Origin of the sequence: Meiothermus sp. (assembly GCF_025056915.1) — a bacterium.
In the GTDB taxonomy this organism is placed as follows: Bacteria; Deinococcota; Deinococci; order Deinococcales; family Thermaceae; genus Meiothermus.
This window is the reverse complement of record NZ_JANWVH010000002.1, coordinates 1-19261: the sequence shown is the minus strand read 5'-3', so window position 1 is coordinate 19261 and position 19261 is coordinate 1. Positions and strand designations below refer to the sequence as shown.

Annotated in this window: 13 protein-coding genes; 7 read left to right on the top strand and 6 right to left on the bottom strand. The window is 64.1% G+C overall.

What is annotated here, in order from left to right; all coding sequences use genetic code 11:
* Positions 1 to 17 precede the first annotated feature (17 nt).
* Both NZN28_RS00670 and NZN28_RS00665 read left to right on the top strand, forming a co-directional pair.
* Positions 18 to 3776, top strand: a complete 3759-nt coding sequence (locus tag NZN28_RS00670; protein WP_295394601.1) for a PAS domain S-box protein — start codon at positions 18 to 20, stop codon at positions 3774 to 3776.
* Positions 3777 to 3959: 183 nt separating this feature from the next.
* A complete protein-coding gene (locus NZN28_RS00665) occupies positions 3960 to 5063 on the top strand; it encodes a 5-(carboxyamino)imidazole ribonucleotide synthase (protein WP_295394599.1) in 1104 nt (367 codons plus the stop codon).
* A gap of 76 nt (positions 5064 to 5139) precedes the next feature.
* Here NZN28_RS00665 and metH read toward each other — a convergent pair whose 3' ends face one another.
* From metH to thrB, 3 genes are all read right to left on the bottom strand, one after another.
* Entirely contained in the window at positions 5140 to 8781 is a 3642-nt protein-coding gene (gene metH / locus NZN28_RS00660) for a methionine synthase (RefSeq protein WP_295394597.1), read from the bottom strand.
* Positions 8782 to 8998: 217 nt separating this feature from the next.
* The gene (locus NZN28_RS00655; protein WP_295394595.1) at positions 8999 to 9748 is read right to left on the bottom strand and encodes a DUF4388 domain-containing protein; all 750 of its coding nucleotides are present in this window, start codon (positions 9746 to 9748) and stop codon (positions 8999 to 9001) included.
* A complete protein-coding gene (gene thrB / locus NZN28_RS00650; RefSeq protein ID WP_295394592.1) occupies positions 9718 to 10620 on the bottom strand; it encodes a homoserine kinase in 903 nt (300 codons plus the stop codon). The genes NZN28_RS00655 and thrB overlap by 31 nt, the downstream gene beginning before the upstream one ends.
* Positions 10621 to 10998: 378 nt before the next feature.
* Between thrB and NZN28_RS00645 the strand changes: the two genes are divergently transcribed.
* Entirely contained in the window at positions 10999 to 11841 is an 843-nt protein-coding gene (locus NZN28_RS00645) for a hypothetical protein (RefSeq protein ID WP_295394590.1), read from the top strand.
* A 404-nt stretch (positions 11842 to 12245) separates the two neighbouring features.
* Complete coding sequence (locus NZN28_RS00640; RefSeq protein ID WP_295394588.1) at positions 12246 to 12947, top strand: hypothetical protein; 702 nt, start codon at positions 12246 to 12248, stop codon at positions 12945 to 12947.
* Here the strand turns inward: NZN28_RS00640 and NZN28_RS00635 are convergent.
* Entirely contained in the window at positions 12859 to 14388 is a 1530-nt protein-coding gene (locus NZN28_RS00635) for an NAD(P)H-hydrate dehydratase (protein WP_295394585.1), read from the bottom strand. The two genes, NZN28_RS00640 and NZN28_RS00635, sit on opposite strands and share 89 nt — an antisense overlap.
* A gap of 237 nt (positions 14389 to 14625) precedes the next feature.
* On the opposite strand from NZN28_RS00635, the gene NZN28_RS00630 reads away from it, so the two are divergent.
* Positions 14626 to 15360 carry an NAD-dependent deacylase gene (locus NZN28_RS00630; RefSeq protein WP_295394582.1) on the top strand — a complete coding sequence of 245 codons (735 nt, stop codon included), beginning with the start codon at positions 14626 to 14628 and terminating at the stop codon, positions 15358 to 15360.
* 352 nt (positions 15361 to 15712) lie between these two features.
* Here NZN28_RS00630 and NZN28_RS00625 read toward each other — a convergent pair whose 3' ends face one another.
* Positions 15713 to 16447: a TVP38/TMEM64 family protein gene (locus NZN28_RS00625; protein ID WP_295394579.1), complete on the bottom strand. Its 735-nt coding sequence runs from the start codon at positions 16445 to 16447 to the stop codon at positions 15713 to 15715.
* A gap of 179 nt (positions 16448 to 16626) precedes the next feature.
* On the opposite strand from NZN28_RS00625, the gene NZN28_RS00620 reads away from it, so the two are divergent.
* The gene (locus tag NZN28_RS00620) at positions 16627 to 17328 is read left to right on the top strand and encodes a monothiol bacilliredoxin BrxC family protein (RefSeq protein ID WP_295394576.1); all 702 of its coding nucleotides are present in this window, start codon (positions 16627 to 16629) and stop codon (positions 17326 to 17328) included.
* 264 nt (positions 17329 to 17592) lie between these two features.
* Here the strand turns inward: NZN28_RS00620 and NZN28_RS00615 are convergent, their stop codons facing one another.
* Positions 17593 to 18699 carry a class II aldolase/adducin family protein gene (locus NZN28_RS00615; protein ID WP_295394574.1) on the bottom strand — a complete coding sequence of 369 codons (1107 nt, stop codon included), beginning with the start codon at positions 18697 to 18699 and terminating at the stop codon, positions 17593 to 17595.
* A 67-nt stretch (positions 18700 to 18766) separates the two neighbouring features.
* On the opposite strand from NZN28_RS00615, the gene NZN28_RS00610 reads away from it, so the two are divergent.
* The coding region (locus NZN28_RS00610) for a sugar phosphate nucleotidyltransferase (RefSeq protein ID WP_295394571.1) at positions 18767 to 19261 on the top strand (495 nt) is incomplete at its 3' end.

The window sequence follows — 19261 nt, the reverse complement described above, 5'->3', positions numbered from 1 at the left end:
AAATGAGCAGGGTGAACATGAGCAAACAAGCCTACCGGTGGGCACCAATGGCAGTTGTGCCGGCAGGGCTTTTGTTTGCGGGATTTCTACAGCTCCCCCATCCCTGGGACTTGTTGCTGGCGATTTCGCTTTTTTTTGTTCTGGTAGCGCTTTTGTACTTGCAGTTGAGAGGGCTCGAGCGCAAGTACCGCCTTTCCGAGCGACAGTCGGAGGAAGTTTTTCAAAATGTAGATCTGCTGGTTGTGAAACTGGATCGAGAGGGCCGGATCATTTTTTGCAACCGGTATTTGCTCGAGCTCACCGGCTGGACATGGCCCGAAGTCGCCGGACGCAACTGGTTCGAGGTGTTCGTTCCACCCCAGGAGCGCGGCCAGGAGGGTTATGCGAAGGTCATAGCCCAGGCCGAAGTCGCGCCCCAGCACAAGACCCACATTTTGACCCGGCAGGGCGAACAAAGGCAGGTTTTGTGGAATATCTCCCTGCTGCGAGATGAGCAGGGCCGGGTGGTCGGAACCACCGCCATCGGGCAGGAAATTTCGGCCTATGAACGGGCCGAAGAAGACCGCCTGAGAAGTGAGAGGATACTCCGCCAGATTGCCGAGACGGTGCAGGATGTGGTGCTGCTAACCGACGCTGAGGCCATCATTCAGTACGCGACTCCCTCGATTTTCCCTGTGGCGGGTCTGAAGCCAGAGGATTTGATAGGTTGTTCAGCTTACAGTGTGCTAGACCCCGAGCAAGCCCGCATTTTTGAGCAGATGATTCGTGACGCCACGCCACAAAAGCACACGGCGCAGGCGGGTTTTGTGTATCAGCATCCCGACGGCCGACCGCGGGTTTTGGAGGCTTCCATTAATTTTCTCTTTGGGCCGGAGGATGTGTTTCAGGGGGCGGTCGTGGGCGTGCGTGATGTGACCACGCGCTATCAGGCCGAGCAGGCCGTGCGTCAGAGTGAACAGCGGCTACGCGAGCTGACCAACTCCATGCGCGACGTAGTTTTGCTGCTCGACCTGGACGGCAGGATTGAATACGTCACGCCTTCAGTCAAGGCCGCGCTCGGCTACGACCCCGAGGAACTCCTGGGCCGCAGTGCGTTTGACTTCTTCGACACAGAAGACCAACCATGGGTGTTGGAGGCGGTGCGGGCTGCACGCGAGGAAAGACGCTCGTTGCGGCTGGAGTATCAACATTGCCACCGGGAGGGCTTCAGGGTCTGGCTCGAGACCAACCTCGATTTCATCCACGACCCGGAGGGCCGGCCCGTGCGGATGGTACTGGGTGCTCGCCAGATTCAAGACCGCCGCGAGGCTGAGGAACAACTGCGGCGAAGCGAGCAGATGCTGCGGCAGATTACCGACGCCATTCAGGATATCGTAATGCTGACCGACGAAAACGCCATCGTTCGCTACATTACCCCCTCGGTGCAGAAAGTGGTGGGCATGGCTCCTGAGGCCATCCTGGGTCGCTCGGCTTATGACCTGCTGGATGCCGAACAGTCGCAGCGCTTTCGGGATCTGTCGGCAGCCGCAACCCCTGAACAACCCCACGCCCAGTCCAGCTTCACTTTTGTGCGACCCGATGGCCGCGAACTCCATATGGAAGCCTCAATCAACTTCCTGTTCGACGCCCAGGGCCGCGACCGGGGTGCGGTGACGGGGATTCGAGATGTCACCGAACGCTACCAGGCCGAGCAGGCGGTGCGCCAGAGCGAACAGATGCTGCGGCAAATTACCGATGCCATGCAGGATGTGGTGGCCTTGACCGATCTGTCGGGTTATTTTCGCTACGTTACGCCCTCGGTGGAGCGCTTGCTGGGCTACAGGCCGGAAGAGATGCTGGGCCGCCTGGCCTTCGATTACCTGGTTCCCGAAGACCGGGCCAAGGCCATGCTTCTGGCTGAGCGAAGCCTTGCGGGGGAGAGATCGTACCGCCTCGAGGCTCGCTATTTGCACGCGGAGGGTCATTACCTCTGGATTGACACCCTGGTCAACTTTATCTTCGATGGGCAGGGAAACCCCATTGGCAGCGTGGTCAGTGGCCGCGATGTCACCGAGCGGCGCCAGGCTGAAGAAACCCTGCGGGAACGGGAGTACCGCCTGCGCCAGATCACCAACTCCATCCAGGATGTGGTGTTGTTGCTGGACCCGAAAGCAACCATTCAATACATCACGCCATCCGTGAGGCAGGTCTTGGGCTACACGCCCGAGGAGCTGATGGGACGGCGTGTCTCAACCCTGGTTGCAGCCAAGGATTGGGGCCGCTTGAGGCAGGAGGCCTTTCAGGCCATACGAGAGCGACGTGCTTTCAAGGTGGAGTATGAATGCCTGCATAAAGACAAACACCCCATCTGGATTGAGGCGCTGATCAACTTTGTTTGGGACGACACCGAGGCATTGCAGGGAATTGTGGTCGGGATGCGCGATATCAGCGAACGAAAGCGGCAACAGGCCTATGTCGAATATATGGCCTACCACGATGAGCTGACCAAGCTACCCAACCGCCGGGCCTTGCGGCGGGCAGCCGAGGAGTCGCTGACCAGAGCGGCCTTGCAGGAAACCCCGGTAAGCCTGCTCTATCTCGATCTGGACAATTTCAAAACCGTCAACGATACCCTGGGGCACGATGTGGGCGACGAGCTGCTGGTGGAGGTCTCGCAGATTCTGAGCAAACAGCTTCGTTCCGACGATGTGCTGGCCCGGCTGGGAGGCGATGAGTTTGCTTGTATTCTGTACAACACCGACGCAGAGCAGGCCCAGCAAGTCGCCTTTCGTATGTCCAAGGCAATTCGCAGCACCCTGGGTGTGGGCAACTCCTCGCTCAACCTGCCCAGCCTGGGGGTGAGCGTGGGCATTGCCAGCTTCCCCAAGGATGGACGTTCGTTTGTCGAACTGCTCAAGGTCGCCGATATCGCCATGTACCAGGCCAAGGACTCCGGCAGCCGGGTGGTGATCTACGACCCTTCCAAAAGCCCTTACACCGATGAGCGACTGCAATTTGAGGGGGATTTGCGCAAAGCCACCCAGGAGCAACAGCTCCAGATGCTATATCAGCCAATCTGGCACCTCAAGAAGCGCTGCATCGAGGGAGCGGAAGCGCTTTTGTGCTGGCCATATCAGGAAAAAGTGTTGAGCGCCTCGGAGTTTGTACCCCTGGCCGAGGAGGTTCATCTGGTCGAGCAGATGGATCTGCTGGCTTTGCGAAAAGGTTTAAAGCAGCTAAGGCAGTGGCATCAGCGCAAACAACCGTATCGCCTGTCGCTCAACATCTCCACCCAGTCGCTGGTGCAGCCGGAGGTGGTTCGGGAACTGTTGCAGCAACTGACCGAGGCCCAGGTAGACCCCCAGTGGCTCACCCTGGAAATTACCGAGAGTGTCCTGCTGCGCGACCCCGACCAGGCCCGCAGGGTGCTCAGCGTATTCAAGGCCCTGGGGGTTCGGGTGGCGATTGACGATTTTGGCAGCGGCTACGCATCGCTGGGCTACCTGCGCCAGCTACCCCTGGATCGGCTCAAAATAGACCGCAGCTTCATAAGCTATCTGGGCAGCAGTGTGCGGGATGAGAAACTGGTTCGGGCGGCCATAGACCTGGCGCATAGCCTCGAGGCCGATGTGGTGGCCGAGGGTGTAGAGACCTTCCAGCAGCTCGAGTGGCTGCACGAGAACGACTGCGATCTGGTTCAGGGGTATCTGGTGGGCCACCCCGTCCCGATTGAGCATTGGCCGCCGGCGGAGCCCAACGAGCGACTGCTGCTCACCTCGCTCGGGCCGGATCGCTAGGGGCCGGACGGTGGGCCTATTCCAGGCTATATTCTCGCTGCTGCGGTCGGGTTGCCAAAGGACCTGCAACCTGGGGCCCCACCGGGCTCCGGGCGCACCAGGCCAGCGCCGGAGCACAAACCCCTCCGACCATGCCTGGCTGTGCTATTGGGCTCTTGAACCAACCTCGAGTAGGCTATTGGCGTGCGAGTAGGCGTTTTGGGAGGTGGACAGCTGGGGCGAATGCTGGCGTTGGCCGGGTATCCCCTGGGGCTTCGCTTTCGGTTTCTGGATTCGGTGGCCGAGGCCCCGGCGGGGCCGCTGGCCGAGCTGCTGGTAGGCGATTATACCGACGAGAGCTTGCTGGCGCGCTTTGCCGAGGGCCTCGAGCTTGTAACCTACGAGTTCGAGAACGTGCCGCTGGCCGCAGCGACCTGGCTGGCCGAGCGCCTGCCGGTCTACCCGCCGCCCAGGGCGCTCGAGGTTGCCCAGGATCGGGTTGCCGAAAAGACCTTTTTTCAGGGCCTGGGCATTCCGACCCCGCTGTTCTACCCGGTACAGACCCACAACGACCTGCTGGATGGCCTGGAGCGCACCGGCTTTCCGGCCCTGCTCAAAACCCGTCGGCTGGGCTATGACGGCAAAGGCCAACAGCTCCTGCGTTCGCCTGCCGAGGTGGAAGCGGCCTGGGCCCAGCTGGGGGGGCAGCCCCTTATTCTGGAAGCCTTCGTGCCGTTTGAGCGTGAGCTTTCGATCCTGTCGGTGCGGAGCCGAAGCGGCCAGGTGGGGTTTTATCCGCTGGTGGAAAACCACCACGCCGGGGGCATCCTGCGCAAAAGCCTGGCGCCCGCCCCGGCGACCCCGGCCCGCCTGCAACACGAAGCCGAAAGCATCGCCCTTCGGGTGATGGAGAAACTGGACTACGTGGGGGTACTGGCTATCGAGCTGTTCGAGGTCGAGGGTGCGCTCTGGGCCAACGAGATGGCCCCCCGGGTGCACAACTCCGGCCACTGGACGATCGAGGGGGCCGAGACCAGCCAGTTTGAAAACCACCTGCGGGCGGTGCTGGGCTGGCCCTTAGGTTCCACTGCGGCCAGGGGGCACGCGGCCATGCTCAACCTGATTGGAGAGCGGCCCGAAGCAGCAAAGGTGCTGGCGGTTCCAGGGGCGCACCTCCACCTGTACGGCAAGGAACCCCGTCCCGGCAGAAAGGTGGGGCACATCACCCTGCGCGCCGATACCCCCGAGGCGCTCGAGGCCCACCTGGGCCGGCTCGAGGCCATAATGACGGACGTTACTGGGGAGTGAGCGGTTTCCTGAACAATGGCCGCTGGATGGGCAGGCACGGTGCGGCGATGCAGACCACCGCCGAAGAGCACTCTGGTCAGAGGTTGAAGTAGCGCGCCGAGGGGTGATGGGCCACGATGGCGCTGGTGGACTGCTCGGGGTGGAGCTGGTACTCCTCGCTCAGTTCCACGCCAATCTCCTGCCACTGGAGCAAATCCTGGAGGTGTTTCTGGTCCTCCAGGCGGGGGCAGGCCGGGTAGCCAAAGCTGTAGCGGCTGCCCTGGTAGCCCTGGCGGAAGAGTTCTTCCAGGCTGGTGGCGTCGTCCTGGGCGATGCCTAGCTGCTGGCGGATGCGCTTGTGCCAGTACTCGGCCAAGGCCTCGGCCATCTCCACCGAGAAGCCGTGCAGGTAGAGGTAATCCTGGTAGGCATCGGCCTTGAATAGCTCCTGGGCCACCTGCGAAACCTTGCGCCCCATGGTGACCACCTGCGCGGCCAGCACGTCCCGCGCGCCGTTGGCCCAGGCCGCCGGGGGAAACCACGAGGGCTCGTCTCCGATGGGCTCGGCGTGGCGGGGGCGGAAGAAGTCGGCGATGCAGAGGTGGCGGGAGCCCGCGCCCATCTGACGGGGAAAGTTGAAGCGGAAGAGTTCTAGACCTGTGTCCGGGTCGAAGACAATCAGGTCGTTTTTGTCCGAGGCCACCGGCCAGTAGCCATAGACCACGGCGGGCTCGAGCCAGCCCTCGCCCATGGCTTGCAGCACCATCTCCTCGAACATGGGCTCGGCCAGCCGCTCGAGGTAGGCCTCGTACTCCGGCTGGCTCATCTCGCCCCGGCGGAAACCCCACTGTCCCCGGAAGAGGGCGTTTTTGTTCACGTAGCGCGAGATAACCCCAATCTCGAGTTCGCCTGCGTCCACCACCCGCCGGCCCCAGAAGGGTGGCCTGGGGATGCGGGGGGCGGGGGGGATGTTGGAAGGGATGTACTCCGAACCGGCCATCAGCTTCTCCTGCAGAATCTCGTAGGCGGTTTTGTATTTGTGTCCGCTCACCTCGCGGCTGGTCAGGCGGGGCGGGGCATGACCGGTCAGCTCCTCCATGATTTGCAGCCCGTCGAAGGCGTCGGAGGCGTAGTAGACCTGGCCGGTGGTGTAGGTCTGGCGCAGGTCGTTTTCCACATAGTGCCGGTTGAGCGCGGCCCCGCCCAGCACCACCGGGATCTGGTAGCCCCGCGCGGCCATGTACTCGAGGTTTTCCTTCATGACCACGGTGCTCTTGACCAGCAGCCCGCTCATGCCCACCGCGTCGGGCCGGTGCGCCTCCACGGCGGCCAGAATCTCCTCGATGGGCTTCTTGATGCCCAGGTTCACCACCTTGTAGCCGTTGTTGGAGAGGATGATGTCCACTAAGTTCTTGCCGATGTCGTGCACATCGCCCTTGACCGTAGCCAGCACCATGGTGCCCTTGTGGACGCCCTCGAGCTTCTCCATGCGGGGCTCGAGGTAGCTGACCGCAGCCTTCATGGTCTCGGCGGCCTGAAGCACGAAGGGCAGCTGCATCTTGCCCGCGCCGAACAAATCGCCCACCACCTTCATCCCCTCCAGCAGAATTTTGTTGATGATTTCGACGGGGCTGTACCGGGCCAAGGCCTGCTCGAGGTCGGCCTCGAGGCCCACCTTGCGACCCTCAATAATCCGCTTTTGCAGCCGCTCCTCCAGCGGCAGCCCGGCCAGGGGGTCGCGGGTCTGGGCCCGGTCGCTCTTGTGCTTGGCGAAATAGTCCACGAAGGCAAACAGGGGGTCGTGGGTCACCTCGCCCGCAGGCCCCCACTGCCGGCGGTCGTAAATCAGGTCGAGGGCCAGCCGGTAGGGCTCCTGCGGGATTTGGTGGATGGGCAGAATCTTGCCCGCATTGAGGATGGCGGCGGTCAGACCGGCCTGGATGCACTCATCCAGAAAAACCGAGTTGAGCACCACCCGGGCCTGGGGCGAAAGCCCGAACGAAACGTTGGAGACGCCCAGGATAAAGCCCACCTCGGGCAGCTCCTGGCGCAGGCGGCGGATGCCCTCGATGGTCCAGAGGGCCAGCTTGCGGGTGTCCTCGTCGCCCTGGGTGATGGGAAAGGTGAGCAGGTCGAACAAAAGCGACTCCCCCGGAATGCCGTGCACCTGGGTCAGGCGCTCGTACATGCGGAGGGCAATCTCCACCTTGCGCTCGACCGTTTTGGCCATGCCGGCTTCCTTGTCTTCGTCAATGGTCAATGCCACCAGCGCGGCCCCGTGGCGCTTGGCTAAGGCCGCCACCCGGTCGAACTTCTCCAGGCCATCCTCGAGGTTGACCGAGTTCAGAATGGCCCGCCCGCCCAGGTGCTTCAGGGCCTCCTCCATCACCTCGGGCTGGGTGGAGTCAATCATGATGGGAATGGGCACGCTGGTCGCAAAGCGCTTGAGCACCTCGCGCATGTCGCGCACCTCGTCGCGCCCCGTCCAGGCCACCGAGACATCCAGCACATGGGCCCCTTCGGCCACCTGCTCGGCGGCCAGCTCGCTCATCCCGTCGAAGTCGCCCGCAAACAGAAGCTCCCGAAACTTCTTGCTGCCGGTGGCGTTGGTGCGCTCCCCGACAATCAAAATGCCGGTCTCCTGCCGCAGCGGCACGCTCTGGTAAAGGCTGGCCACCAGCCCGGCGGGCCGGGCTGCGGGGGCGGGCGCGGCGGGCTTTTTCAGGCCCTCCACGGCCCGAGCCAGCGCCGCGATGTGTTCAGGGGCGGTGCCGCAGCAGCCGCCCACCGCGTTCAGGCCGTACTCCTGCACAAACTTGAGCTGCCAGCGGGCCAGCTCGGCGGGGGTCAGGTCGAACACCGCCCGGCCCCCCTCGTTGCGGGGCAGGCCCGCGTTGGGCAGGCAGCTAACCCAGCGGGTGCTGTTTTGGCAGAAGTGGCGGATGTGGGAGTCCATCAGGTCGGGCCCCACGGCGCAGTTGATGCCCACCACATCCACCGGCAGGTTTTCCAGCACGGTCAAAGCTGCGCTGTCGTCGGTGCCGACCAGCATGGTGCCGGTGGCCTCGATGGTGACCTGCACCTGCAAGGGCACCTCCCGGCCCACATCCTGCATGGCCTGCCGGGCGGCCAGCACCGCACAGCGCACCTGCAGGATGTCCTGGCAGGTCTCGATGAGGAGCAGATCCACCCCCCCGCGCACCAGGCCCCTGGCCCCGGTGCGGTACGACTCAAAAAGCTCCCGCCAGCCAATCTGCCCCAGGGAGATGAGCTTGGTACCCGGCCCCAGCGCCCCGGCCACGAAGCGGGGCTGCTGGCCGTGGGCTTCTGCCACTTGCCGGGCGATTTGGGCCGCCGCATAGGCCAGGTCTTCGGCCTCGGCCTCCAGGCCGTATTCCGAGAGCACGTGGGGCAGGCAGCCGAAGGTGTTGGTCTCGATGACGTCGGCGCCGGCCTCGAGGTAGCTCCGGTGAATGGCCGCAATCACATCGGGCCGGGTGCGGTTCAGAATCTCGGGGCAGCCGCTGTACTGCTCGCCCCCATAGTCGGCGTCGCTCAGGCTGTATTTGAAAATCTCGGTGCCCATGGCCCCGTCGAAGACCAGCACCCGCTCGGAGAGGGCTTTCAGGTAGGGGAAAGCCTCGGCCCGGGCGGCGCGCTGGTAGCCCTGGGCGGTGAGGGGCTCGAGTCCTTGCTCGGCGAAGAAGTCACGCGGTGCGCTCACACTCACAAGGGCCATTGTAGGGCATGGTATACCAGGGTCAAAAGCCCGCGCGCGCCGGGTTTCCGCCCAGTGCAAGGCGCGCTTGGCTTGTGCAAGTCCAGCGGCGCCCGCGAAGAATGCTGTCCGGGGTCACTCGAGCCTGTGCGAATCAACGGGGGCCTGCGCTGGTCAGAGCACCGTTCTCGTCAGGTTTTTTGCCCCGTACGGGGCGTTGGGTAAAGCCTCGCGGGCTTCACTTCGGGGGGTGCTGCTCGGCCTCGAGTTCCCACAGCAAATCGCGTAAGATCCAGCCCCTGCCAGCGGCTTGCAACTCGCCGCTGCTGATGCGCTCAATCAAATAGTCCCGCACCCTGGCAATCGGTAGACCGGCCTGGATCAGCTCACCCAGATTACGGCTGCCATCGAGCAATACCGTCAGGTCCTTGGGGTCTCGAATGCCAGCTTGCGTGCGGCGGGCCGAGGGGTGGCGGATGCGCAGGGCAAACCAGGCATACTTGCGCAGCCTGGTCAGGTCGCCCTCGCGCAGCCCGCGCCAGGCCCGCTCGGTGGCGATAATCAGCGGAACCCCCCAGCTCTTGGCCGCTGCGCGCACGCTTTTGCCCCCCACAAACACCGCAAACGGCTCCACCGCCCGGGGGGTCTCCAGCACCCGGCTGGGGGAGTCCAGGACGCTGCGAAAACGGGCCCACTGGTCGTTCATCCGGGCCCACTCGCCCATAAAGGCCTTGAAGGGCATCAAGGGCAGACCCTTGACCTGGCCCGCCTCGAACCTGAAGCGGCCCTGCTCGGGGTGCAGCGGAAAGGTTGAGATGGCCTCGAAGCCCTCCCAGTCCAGGATGCCTCCCCCCACCACCTCGCCCTCCTCGAATTGCAGCTGCAAGGGGAGTTTGCCGCTGGTCAGGTGCAAGACCCCGGTTCCACGGTTGGCGTGAACCATCTCCAGGACATCGCTCAGTGGGATGGTACTGAAACTGCCTTCCACCGCAACCCCTCTCCTAGTCCTAGCACCAGGGTGGAGCCCTGGCCCACATAGCCCTGCATGGCCCGGCGAATGGCCTCGATATGGCGGGGTTCGGTCAGGGCCGCCAGGGTTGGGCCGGCCCCCCCCACGAAGGCCGCCAGCGCACCCGCCGCATAGACCTCTTCGAGGGTCGCCTCGAGGCCCGGCATCAGGTGCGCCCGGTAGGGCTGGTGCAGGCGATCCCGTGCAGCCTCGCGCAAGGCCTCCCAGCGCCCCGCGTACAGGGCTGCCGGCCAGAGGGCGCTGCGGGCCAGATTAAAGACCGCATCCGCATGGGGAATGGTTTTTGGCAACGCCGCCCTGGCCAACGGAGTCGGCACCTCGTACGCGGGCACCCCCAGCACAAACAGCAGCCCTTTGGGGGCGGGCAGGGGCAAGGCCAGGGGGGGTTCGGCCAGTGCGGCCACAAAGCCCCCATATACTGCCGGGGCCACATTGTCCGGATGACCCTCCAGCGCCGCTGTCACCCGAAAGACCCCATCCAGGCCCAGCTGCCGACCCGATAGGGCATCGGCCAGTGCGGCTCCGGCCACCAGGGCCGCCGAACTGCTGCCCATGCCCCGCGCCAGCGGGATGGGGTTGTGGGCGTGAACAACAAGCGAGGGCGGATTGGGTTCGCCCAGGGCCTGCCAGGCGGCCCGGTAGCCCTGGTGGATCAGGTTGTCGGGGGTATTGGGCACCTGCCCCTGGCCGGTGTAGTGCAGCTGGTCGGTGGAGGCTGGCGAGGCGCTGACCTCGAGGTACAGGTCAAGTGCGACCCCCAGGGCGTCGAAGCCAGAACCCAGGTTGGCCAGGGTGGCCGGAACTTGGACGTACAAAGTTTCGTCGGACATATTTCTCCCGCCCAGGGCGACTCCTGACATCATAACCTCTGAACGACCTGTGGAATGCTCAAAAAATGGGGACGAAGTTCTCTACAGCCAAAGCCGTGCTCCGGTCATAATCCCATCGGCCCACGTGGTACACTGCCAGTTAGCTTACTGTGGACGCCAAAGCCCCTTTCACATTGCGTGCGCCTGGTTGCGGGCCAAGAAATGGCCTCAAGACCGAGACCTTTTCACCAGAACCAGGGCGAGTATGAAGCACCTTAAGCAGGGTAGTGGCCTGGTTTTGTTCGGTATGTGGACGGTAGCGCTCCGCTGGTATTGGGTCTCCTACCGAGGGGCAATTTGTACTTCCTCGCCAAGTCGAGCATCGCTGCAGGGGGCCGTGTGAGCGCAAACCGGGGCTTGCTCGAGCACATCTCGCCGGCGCTGATGGGCTACTTGCTTAGCTTTTTGCCTCAGCAAGACCCCCTGGCCGAGAGTGTGCCGGGGGGCCTGTTGACTTCTGAACTCGTCGAGCGGCTGCGCAAGGACAATTTTTGCGGCTATGCATTGGTCCGTTTTCCAGGGGAGGAGCGGGGCTGGCTGGCGTTTTACCGAGGGCGGCTCCTGGAGGCCTGGCGACAGACCACCTACGGCCACCTTTCCGGCACCACCGCCTACCGAGCCTTGCAGCGTGAGCTGGGACAGGGAACGCTCTCGCTCTACCGCCTTCAACCCGACGACCTGCCCCCGGTGGTGGCCCTCACCCAGGGGTACCTGCGCAGGACGGACGGGGCCGCCAGCGCTATAGTGGCCGACCTGGTGGACTTGTTGGTGCGCGAACAGTTTACCGGTGCGCTGATCCTGGAGGATGGCCTGGTGGGACGGGCCTGGTTTTTTGCTCGAGGGAAGCACCTTTTTGGTGGGGTGTTGCCCTCCCAGTTTCGTGAGGGCCGACTGCATTTGGTGCAGGCCCCCAGCAAGGCGCCACCCGACTTGCTCGAGCAGGCCCGGCAGGAGGACCAGGAGCAGCGCAGGGCCCGCCTGAATGTCGTGTGGAACGCGACCCAGGAAGTCCTGCGGGAATACATGGGACGCGGTGCGCCCGCTGCCCTCGAGCGCCTCCAAAGAATCCACACCACCGACGACCCCGCCCTGCTGGAGAAAGACCTGCGCCGCTGGATGAACGAGAGCCTCGAGCCCAACGCGGCCACCCTTTTTGACCGGCTGCTCCGTCCAACGCTTTAGTGCAAAGTCGTACGGGGTCGGGAGGGGGCGAGTCGCGGCCAGGATTGACTTAATCCGCTCGCCGTGCGGGTGTATGTTGTACGGGCTTTTGTGCGACACAGTTTAGAGCGCTCTTCACATATCATGAACCATTCGAGTTCGAGAAAGCCTGTTTCTAAACAGAGCAATGGCCGCCTGGATGGGCGGCCACATCTGTGAAGAGCGCGATAGAGCGCTTTCCACCTGTTATCGGCCATTCGACTGCGGGAGGGCTTTGTCCTGAACAGAAGGAAGGCGGCCAGTTCTGTAAAAGGCCCAACGAGGCGGCCTGCGGATGAACCAGACCGCGAGCCTGGCAACACGAAGTCGCCGGGTTGCTGCTCTTGACAGGTAGCTCGCACCGGAGGCGTATGATAACGGGGTTCATGGTGATTACGGGACTGCTGGGCTTGCTGTGGTTGATGTGGTTGGGAGGGCTGCTCACCGACACCTTTGTGCGCAGCCTGGCCGTCAGCCTTTCTAACTTTGTGGGGGCCTATGCGCTCTGGCAGGCGGCGGCCCGCTCTCCTGGAATCCTGAAGCGGGCCCTGGGGGGTCTGGCAACGGGGCTGCTTTTTTTAGGGCTGGGCGATCTGCTTTTTACATACAACGTGGCCACCGGCGTCAGCACCCAGGCTGTGCGTGAGGGAATCTATCTGGCAGGGGTGGCCTTGTTTCTGGCTATGGGAACCCTTCTACCCCTGAGCATGGAGCGCCAGGGTTTGTATGCGCTGGGGTTTGCATCCCGTCTGGCGCTTCTGGCGGTGCTGGGGGGCCTGCTGCTGGCGGCCCTCACCACCCTGATTCGTCCCCTGCGGGTCGTTGAACTGATTTATGCCGGGGTGGCGTTTTACCTGACCCTGCTTTTCCTCCAGCAGACCCCGGTGCTGGCCGGAGGGCGCATTGGGCGGTACCTGCAAGGGGTGGTCTGGGCCCTCGTTTTGGGCAGCCTGGCTCGAGTGGTCTATGTACTGGGGGGTGCGCCCCCCGCGCACTGGTCTATTGTGGCCTATGACCTTCTGTGGATGCTGGCGATGAGCGTGCTGTGGCTGGGGGCCCGTCATACCCCGGCTCCCAGAAGTCCCTGACCTGCGCCCCTTGTAGCTGCTCGAGGGCGGTGGGCAGGGCATGGGCAACCTCGTGCGCCAGGAGGCCGGTTTTGCGGGCCAGGTCTCCGGCCAGCCCATGCAGGTACACCCCCAGCCGGGCGGCGTCCCAGGCCGATAAACCTGCGGCCAGCAGAGCAGCCATCACCCCGGCCAGCACATCGCCCATCCCGCCCGTGGCCATCTGGGGGTTGCCGGTGCTGTTGACGGCCAGCCGGGCCTCGGACGAGCCGGGGGGCCTCCAGGCCAGCACCGTGGGCCCCCCTTTGAGCACCACCACCAGCCCCGGATAGCGCTGCGCCAGGCTTTGGGCGGCCTCGAGGGGAAACCGGGCAATCTGCTCGCTTGGAACCCCCATCAGCCGGCTGGCCTCACCGGGATGAGGGGTGAGGATGGTGGGCCGCCCCGCCCGGGCGTAGGCTTGCAGCACCCGCTCATGCAGGGCATCCGCATCGAGCACGGTGGGAAGGGCCAGCCCCAGGGCCGCCAGGGCCGCCTCGACCCCGCCTTCCCCGGCCCCCATCCCGACCGCCACCGCTTCGGCCCGGGCCGTCTGGAGGTTGGCGGTGTTCCATTCGAACAGGGGCAGCCGCACTGCTTCCAGCGGGGGCTGCAGGTCGCAGTCGGCGGGGTAGGCCACCGTGACCAGTCCGGCTCCGCTTCGGTAGGCCCCCAGGGCCGCCAGGCTGGGCGCACCTGTATAGCTGTGGTACCCCCCCACCACCAGCACCCGCCCCACCGAGCCCTTGTGTGCGTTACCGGGACGAACCGGGAGCAGAGGGCTGAGGCTGTTGTGTGCCAACAGTTCCGGTAGCTGGGGGTTTTCCAGGGCCTGCGGCGGCATCCCAATCGAGTCGAGCAGGATGCGCCCGCACGCAGCCCGGTGCGGGTAAAACAGATGCTCGTGCTTGAGGCCCGCCAGCGCCACGGTCAGGTCGGCGCGTACGTGGGGTTGGTAGGGCAGCCCCGAAGGGAGATCCACCGCCACCACCGGCAGGCCCGATTGGTTGATGCGCTCGACCAGCTCTGCGTAAAAGCCTTCCAAGGGCCCCCGCAGCCCGGTGCCAAACAGTGCATCCAGCACCACGGTATGGGCCTCGGGCCTCCAGGCTGCAAGGGCCTCGAGGTTCAGGCCGTGGGCCCTCAGGGCTTGCCGGGCAATGGCCGCATCGCCCTCCTGGCCGTCGGCTGCATAGACCGAAACCTCGTGGCCCCAGTGGGCCAGCCAGCGGGCGGCCACCAGCCCGTCTCCTCCGTTGTTGCCCTTCCCGCACAGCACCACAATTTTGCGGCCCGGAAAGTGCTGCAACAGCCGCTTGGCCGTGCGCCTGCCGGCGGCATCCATCAACACCAGGCTGGGGTAGCCCAGGGCTACGGCCCGCTGGTCGGCCTCGCGCATAGCCTGGGCAGTAAAGAGTCGCATGGAGAACGTTCAAATCTCTGCGATTCGGGTTTCCAACTCAAACCGAATCCCGTCTATTCTATTGAGTTTGCAGCCAAGGCGCACACCAGACGCATGGGCCCGGCAAGCCCTGACCCAGCACCCCCGCGCCCAACGGCCCTTCCCCTCCGTTGCTTCGGGTCTTTGGCCTCCACCAATGGAACGGGCGGCGCCCTCACCCTAGGAAGGAAGTGAAAAACCGGGTCATACTAAAAGCACATGAGCCACCTGACCTCTGCTCAAGAACGCCTGGCCGGGGCTCGGCGGGTTGCGGTGCTGACCGGTGCGGGCATCTCCAAGCCCTCGGGCATTCCTACCTTCCGCGATGCGGCGGGCTTGTGGAAGGACTTCGACCTGGAGGAATACGCCACCCCTGGCGCCTACGCCCGCAATCCCCAAAAAGTCTGGGAGTGGTACGCCTGGCGCTACCAGAACGTGATGCAGGCCCAGCCCAACCGGGCCCACGCTCTATTGGCAGCGCTCGAAAAGCGGGTGGGGGAGGGCTTTTTGTTGGTAACCCAGAATGTGGACGGCCTGCACCGCCGGGCCGGCTCGAGCCAGCTGGTCGAGCTGCATGGGAACCTTGCCAGGGGCCGTTGCGAGGGCTGCGGACAGCGATTCTCCCTCCCCGACCCCGCCGAGTTCGTTCCCCCGCCCTACTGCCCCGGTTGTGGGGGTCGGGGCCGCCCGGATGTGGTCTGGTTTGGGGAGATGTTGCCCCTCGGGGCCTTCGAACAGGCCGAGCAGGCCTTTGTCCAGGCCGAGGTGGCGCTGGTCATAGGCACCAGCGCTGAGGTTGAACCTGCCGCCAGCCTGGGGCGCCTGGCCCGCCTGAGCGGAGCCTATCTGATAGAGATTAACCCCGACCCCACCCCACTCTCGAGCTGGGCCGACTGCATCCTCAGAATGGGCGCGGTGGAGGGAATGGAAGCCCTGATGGCTGGTTTGAACTGATGCCACCCTGAGGCATTCAGCCAGCGTTCAATCATGCAAACGTGCGGCTGTGCGGTCGGGGGAAGGTCTCCAGCCCCTGCTACACCCTGACCGGTGTTCATGCAAGGATGGAAGAACCCCGTAATCGGCTGAGCCGCTCTTTGACCGCCCGCTCCATTGCGCCCTTCGCAACGCGGCTGCCCCTCCAGGCCAAACCTTTCTCGAGGTCGCAAGGCACAAAATACACGAAGAGGCTCTAACTCCGAGTCATTCAGAGTACACCGGGGAGTCTGCTGCTGAAGAGGAGCGGTCAACACAAGGAGTTACAGACGTGCCAGACACCTCGAGCTGTTCGCACCGACACCGGGATTGGCTAACCCGACCCCTCGCTCTCGCCGGAGAGGGTCTTGCGACGCAAGCGGGACTGGTCGTAGAGAATCCAGCCGCCCAGCGCGGCAAGGCCCACCAGGGTGGCCACCAGTAGAAAGGGCCCCAGGCGGGAGAAATCGGCGCCCAGCCAGGCCACCACCACCGCCACCGGGGCTGCCCCCACCGAGGTGGCCAGCAGGAACTTGAGGGGGTGCATCCGCACCAGTCCGGCCACAAAGTTCACGCTGTCGGTGGGTACCACGAAAGACAAGCGCAGCGCGATGATGGCCCAGGGGCCGTAGCGTTCAACCTGTTCTTCCACCCTGCGTCGAATTTTCTCGCTCACAAAGCGGTCGACCAGCACCGGCCCCAGCATCCGGGCCAGGCTGTAGCCCAGCATGGCGGCAATAATGGCCCCCACCCAGCCCAGAATGCCGCCCATCACCGGCCCAAAAGCCAGCACCGAGATGAGCATGACCAGGGTCATCGGCACCACCGAGACCAGGGTCTGGGCAATCATCAGACCGATGATGCTCAAAGGGCCCCAGAAGCCCAGACCGGCGACCCAGGCCTGAAGAGCCTGGGGGTTGCCGCTGGAAAGCAAGCCATAGGCCGCATCTATGCGCGCTTTGAAGCCCGGAAACAAAAAATACGAGCCCACCAGGGCGCTGGCCAGCAGAAGCAAGAAAAGCAGTATGGGCAGGATGGGCAAAGACCTCAACGCAAGCAGTCGTTCCATTCCACAACCCAGGGTAGCGCACCGAGTGTGCATCACCCTTGCCATCGGTCACAGTTCCATCGTGGCCCCAGGCCCAGCCCAGTGACCAGGTCCAGAGAGCAGCAAGGCACCGGTTCACAGGGCAAATCGGGGTGTATCTCACGGAGACCTGACCCAAAAGAGCCTATTTTGATAGGGCCATGAGCCTGCGCGAACGGGTTTTCTCGCTCAAGACACCCGAGGATGTGGATGCCTTTCTGGAGCGCTACGAGCTAGCAGCCATTTTCAAGGCCAGCACCAGCGACAAGACCCTCGAGGCCATGCAGTACGTCCAGAAGTACCTGGAGCCCCGCCCGGACGTAGCCATCGGGATTATTCGCATCCCCGAAGACCGCCCGGCTTCCAACCATGTGGAGGCCCGCACCGGCATTCAGCACCAGAGCCCGCAGTTGATCGTCTTCCGGCAGGCCCGGCCCCTCTTCGACCTCGACAACTGGAAAATCAACCCCGAACACCTCGAGCCCCTTCTGCTTCAGGCGCTGCCGGTACAGGTTGGCCGTCCGGTGCACAACCCCGCCGTGGTGGGGCTTCACTTCTACCGAGATTTACTGGATCGCTTTATCGCCGGAGCCCTCAGCGAGGAGCGCTTCCAGTGGGGCTACCTGGATCGGCTCAAAAAGGAAGCAGACTGGCGCTCCGATGAAGATTTTTCCCTGCTCAACAGCCTGTTTCCCAACCCCGACGGACGGGCCTTTACCCCCGGTAAGGTGGTCGCACTGGAATTCCAGGCCCAGCTCGCCGGCAAAGCCGAGCCGCTTTTAGAGCGGGCCAGGCGCCTGAGAGACCGGCTCGAACAGGCCGGTCGGACTTCCGGCCTAGAAGCCATGCAGGGCGAGGTATAACCCACCAGGCCAGCAAAATCCAGGTGCCACGTATTTTTGGCAGTCAAGCTAACCCTGGCCCGCTTCATGCTCGACTGCCCGGAACATTACGGGCCCAGGCTTTTGAGGGACTCGAGGGTGAAACTTCGGAGCAGGTAGCTTCTGCCACCCCGCTCCACAAGGAGAGGCCAGGTGGGCCTTAGGGAGACTCCTGCCCAAGACCTGCCAGAGCCCGGCTGAGCGGCGTCTGCTGCTGAATCGGTGTTTTTCCGGGGCCAGCGCCGATTAGCTCATGGGCACCTGGCGCAACAGCCGCCCCTCGATGCGCTCCAGAATCTCCTCCAGGCTGTGGCCGGTGATGGTCAGGCCGTGGTTCTTGAGGCCCACCACCGCCCGGCTGGGGTCGGGGGCCTCGCGCACCTTTTCGGCCACGGCCTCGGCCAGCTGGTAGGTGCCGCAGGGGTAGTTGAACTGGGTCGAGCCGATGTTCTCCATCCAGGCGTGCACGTGCAGGATGGCCCCCACCTGGGGGTGTTCGCGGTAAATCATCCAGTGCTCGATGGCGTCCACACTCACCCGGCGGGGCTCCACGTGGGGGGGCACCGAGAGGCGCATGGCGTTTTGGGTGGGGTCGTAGTCGGTGACCAGCAGAATGTCGCGCCCCACCTCGCGCAGGTTGGCCTTGTCCACCCCGCTGGCCGACATCCAGAAGCGTCTTTCGTCCTTGCGCACTGAAAGGTTGCCATACGAGAGCCCCCCGATGCCATACAGCCGTTTGACGTGGCGCAGGTCCTCGGGCGGCAAAATTTCCTCGATGGGGAAGGCCGTGGGTAGCAGATCCCACTCGGCCAGCTTGCGCCCGGCGGCGCCCAGGCTCTGGGTCAGGGCGTCGCCTTGCCAGAGTTCGGGCTCGAGGTCAGGCTCGAAAAGGTTGTTGACCACCAGCACTGAAGAGGCAATGGGATGAATGCGCCCTGCCAGCCGTTCGGTAAAGCCAGGGCCCTCGGGCTCGTGGTACTGGCCGAGTTCCAGGGTGAGGAAGTAAGCCCCCTGGCCCGGCACATAGACCACCAGCATGTTGGAAAGCGCCCGGACCAGGTAGCCGTACAAGGCCGCGATGGGGTCGGCAGGCATCTTGGGCAGCTCAAGAAACGAGACCACCATGGTGCCCTGGGCCTTGCGTCGGTAGGGGACAGGGCGCTCGGGCTGGATGAAGTTGAGCACCGCCCGGGGGGCTTCCGCAGCCGGCTCAAAACGGTAGCCCTGGGACTCCAGAACCAGGGGAAGCTCCTGAGCGATACGCCGCAAACCCTGGGTGGGTTCGCCGAACAGGATAAAGCTGGGCGGGGTTTGTGCCTGAGCAAAGCGCGTGTCGCGGTGAGACTGCACCATAAAAAACCCTCCTGCAACGCTTCAGAGGGATTCTACACCATAGCCCCCCCTGCTAAACTTGTGGGGGATGAATCTCAAAGGCCTTATTCTCTCAGGCGGTAAAGGCACCCGCTTACGCCCGCTAACCCACACCCGCGCCAAGCAGCTCATTCCTATTGCAGGCAAGCCCAACCTGTTTTATGCCCTGGAAGACCTGGTGGCCGCCGGTATCCGCGAGATAGGGGTGATTTTGAGCCCCGAGACCGGCGACGAGGTACGCGCGGCCCTGGGCGATGGCTCGAGCTGGGGGGTGTGCCTCACCTACATCGTGCAGGAGGCCCCCCTGGGCATTGCCCATGCCGTCAAGACCGCCGAGCCCTTCCTGGGCGAGAGCCCCTTCGTGCTCTACCTGGGCGACAACCTGCTTTCAGGCGGCATCAAGCACCTGGTGGCCGAGTACCGCCAGACCCGCCCCGAGGCCATTGTGCTCTTGACCCCGGTCGAAGACCCCCGGGCCTTTGGGGTGGCGGTGCTGAACGAAGCCGGTCAGGTGGTTCGGCTGGTGGAGAAGCCGCAGAACCCC

Bases quoted from the DNA above. Each gene is read 5' to 3' on its own strand.
- NZN28_RS00640 (WP_295394588.1), top strand. From the start codon at position 12,246: ATGGTGATTACGGGACTGCTGGGCTTGCTGTGGTTGATGTGGTTGGGA.
- NZN28_RS00620 (WP_295394576.1), top strand. From the start codon at position 16,627: ATGAGCCTGCGCGAACGGGTTTTCTCGCTCAAGACACCCGAGGATGTG.
- NZN28_RS00630 (WP_295394582.1), top strand. From the start codon at position 14,626: ATGAGCCACCTGACCTCTGCTCAAGAACGCCTGGCCGGGGCTCGGCGG.
- thrB (WP_295394592.1), bottom strand. From the start codon at position 10,620: ATGTCCGACGAAACTTTGTACGTCCAAGTTCCGGCCACCCTGGCCAAC.
- NZN28_RS00625 (WP_295394579.1), bottom strand. From the start codon at position 16,447: ATGGAACGACTGCTTGCGTTGAGGTCTTTGCCCATCCTGCCCATACTG.
- NZN28_RS00635 (WP_295394585.1), bottom strand. From the start codon at position 14,388: ATGCGACTCTTTACTGCCCAGGCTATGCGCGAGGCCGACCAGCGGGCC.
- NZN28_RS00615 (WP_295394574.1), bottom strand. From the start codon at position 18,699: ATGGTGCAGTCTCACCGCGACACGCGCTTTGCTCAGGCACAAACCCCG.
- NZN28_RS00670 (WP_295394601.1), top strand. From the start codon at position 18: ATGAGCAAACAAGCCTACCGGTGGGCACCAATGGCAGTTGTGCCGGCA.
- metH (WP_295394597.1), bottom strand. From the start codon at position 8,781: ATGGCCCTTGTGAGTGTGAGCGCACCGCGTGACTTCTTCGCCGAGCAA.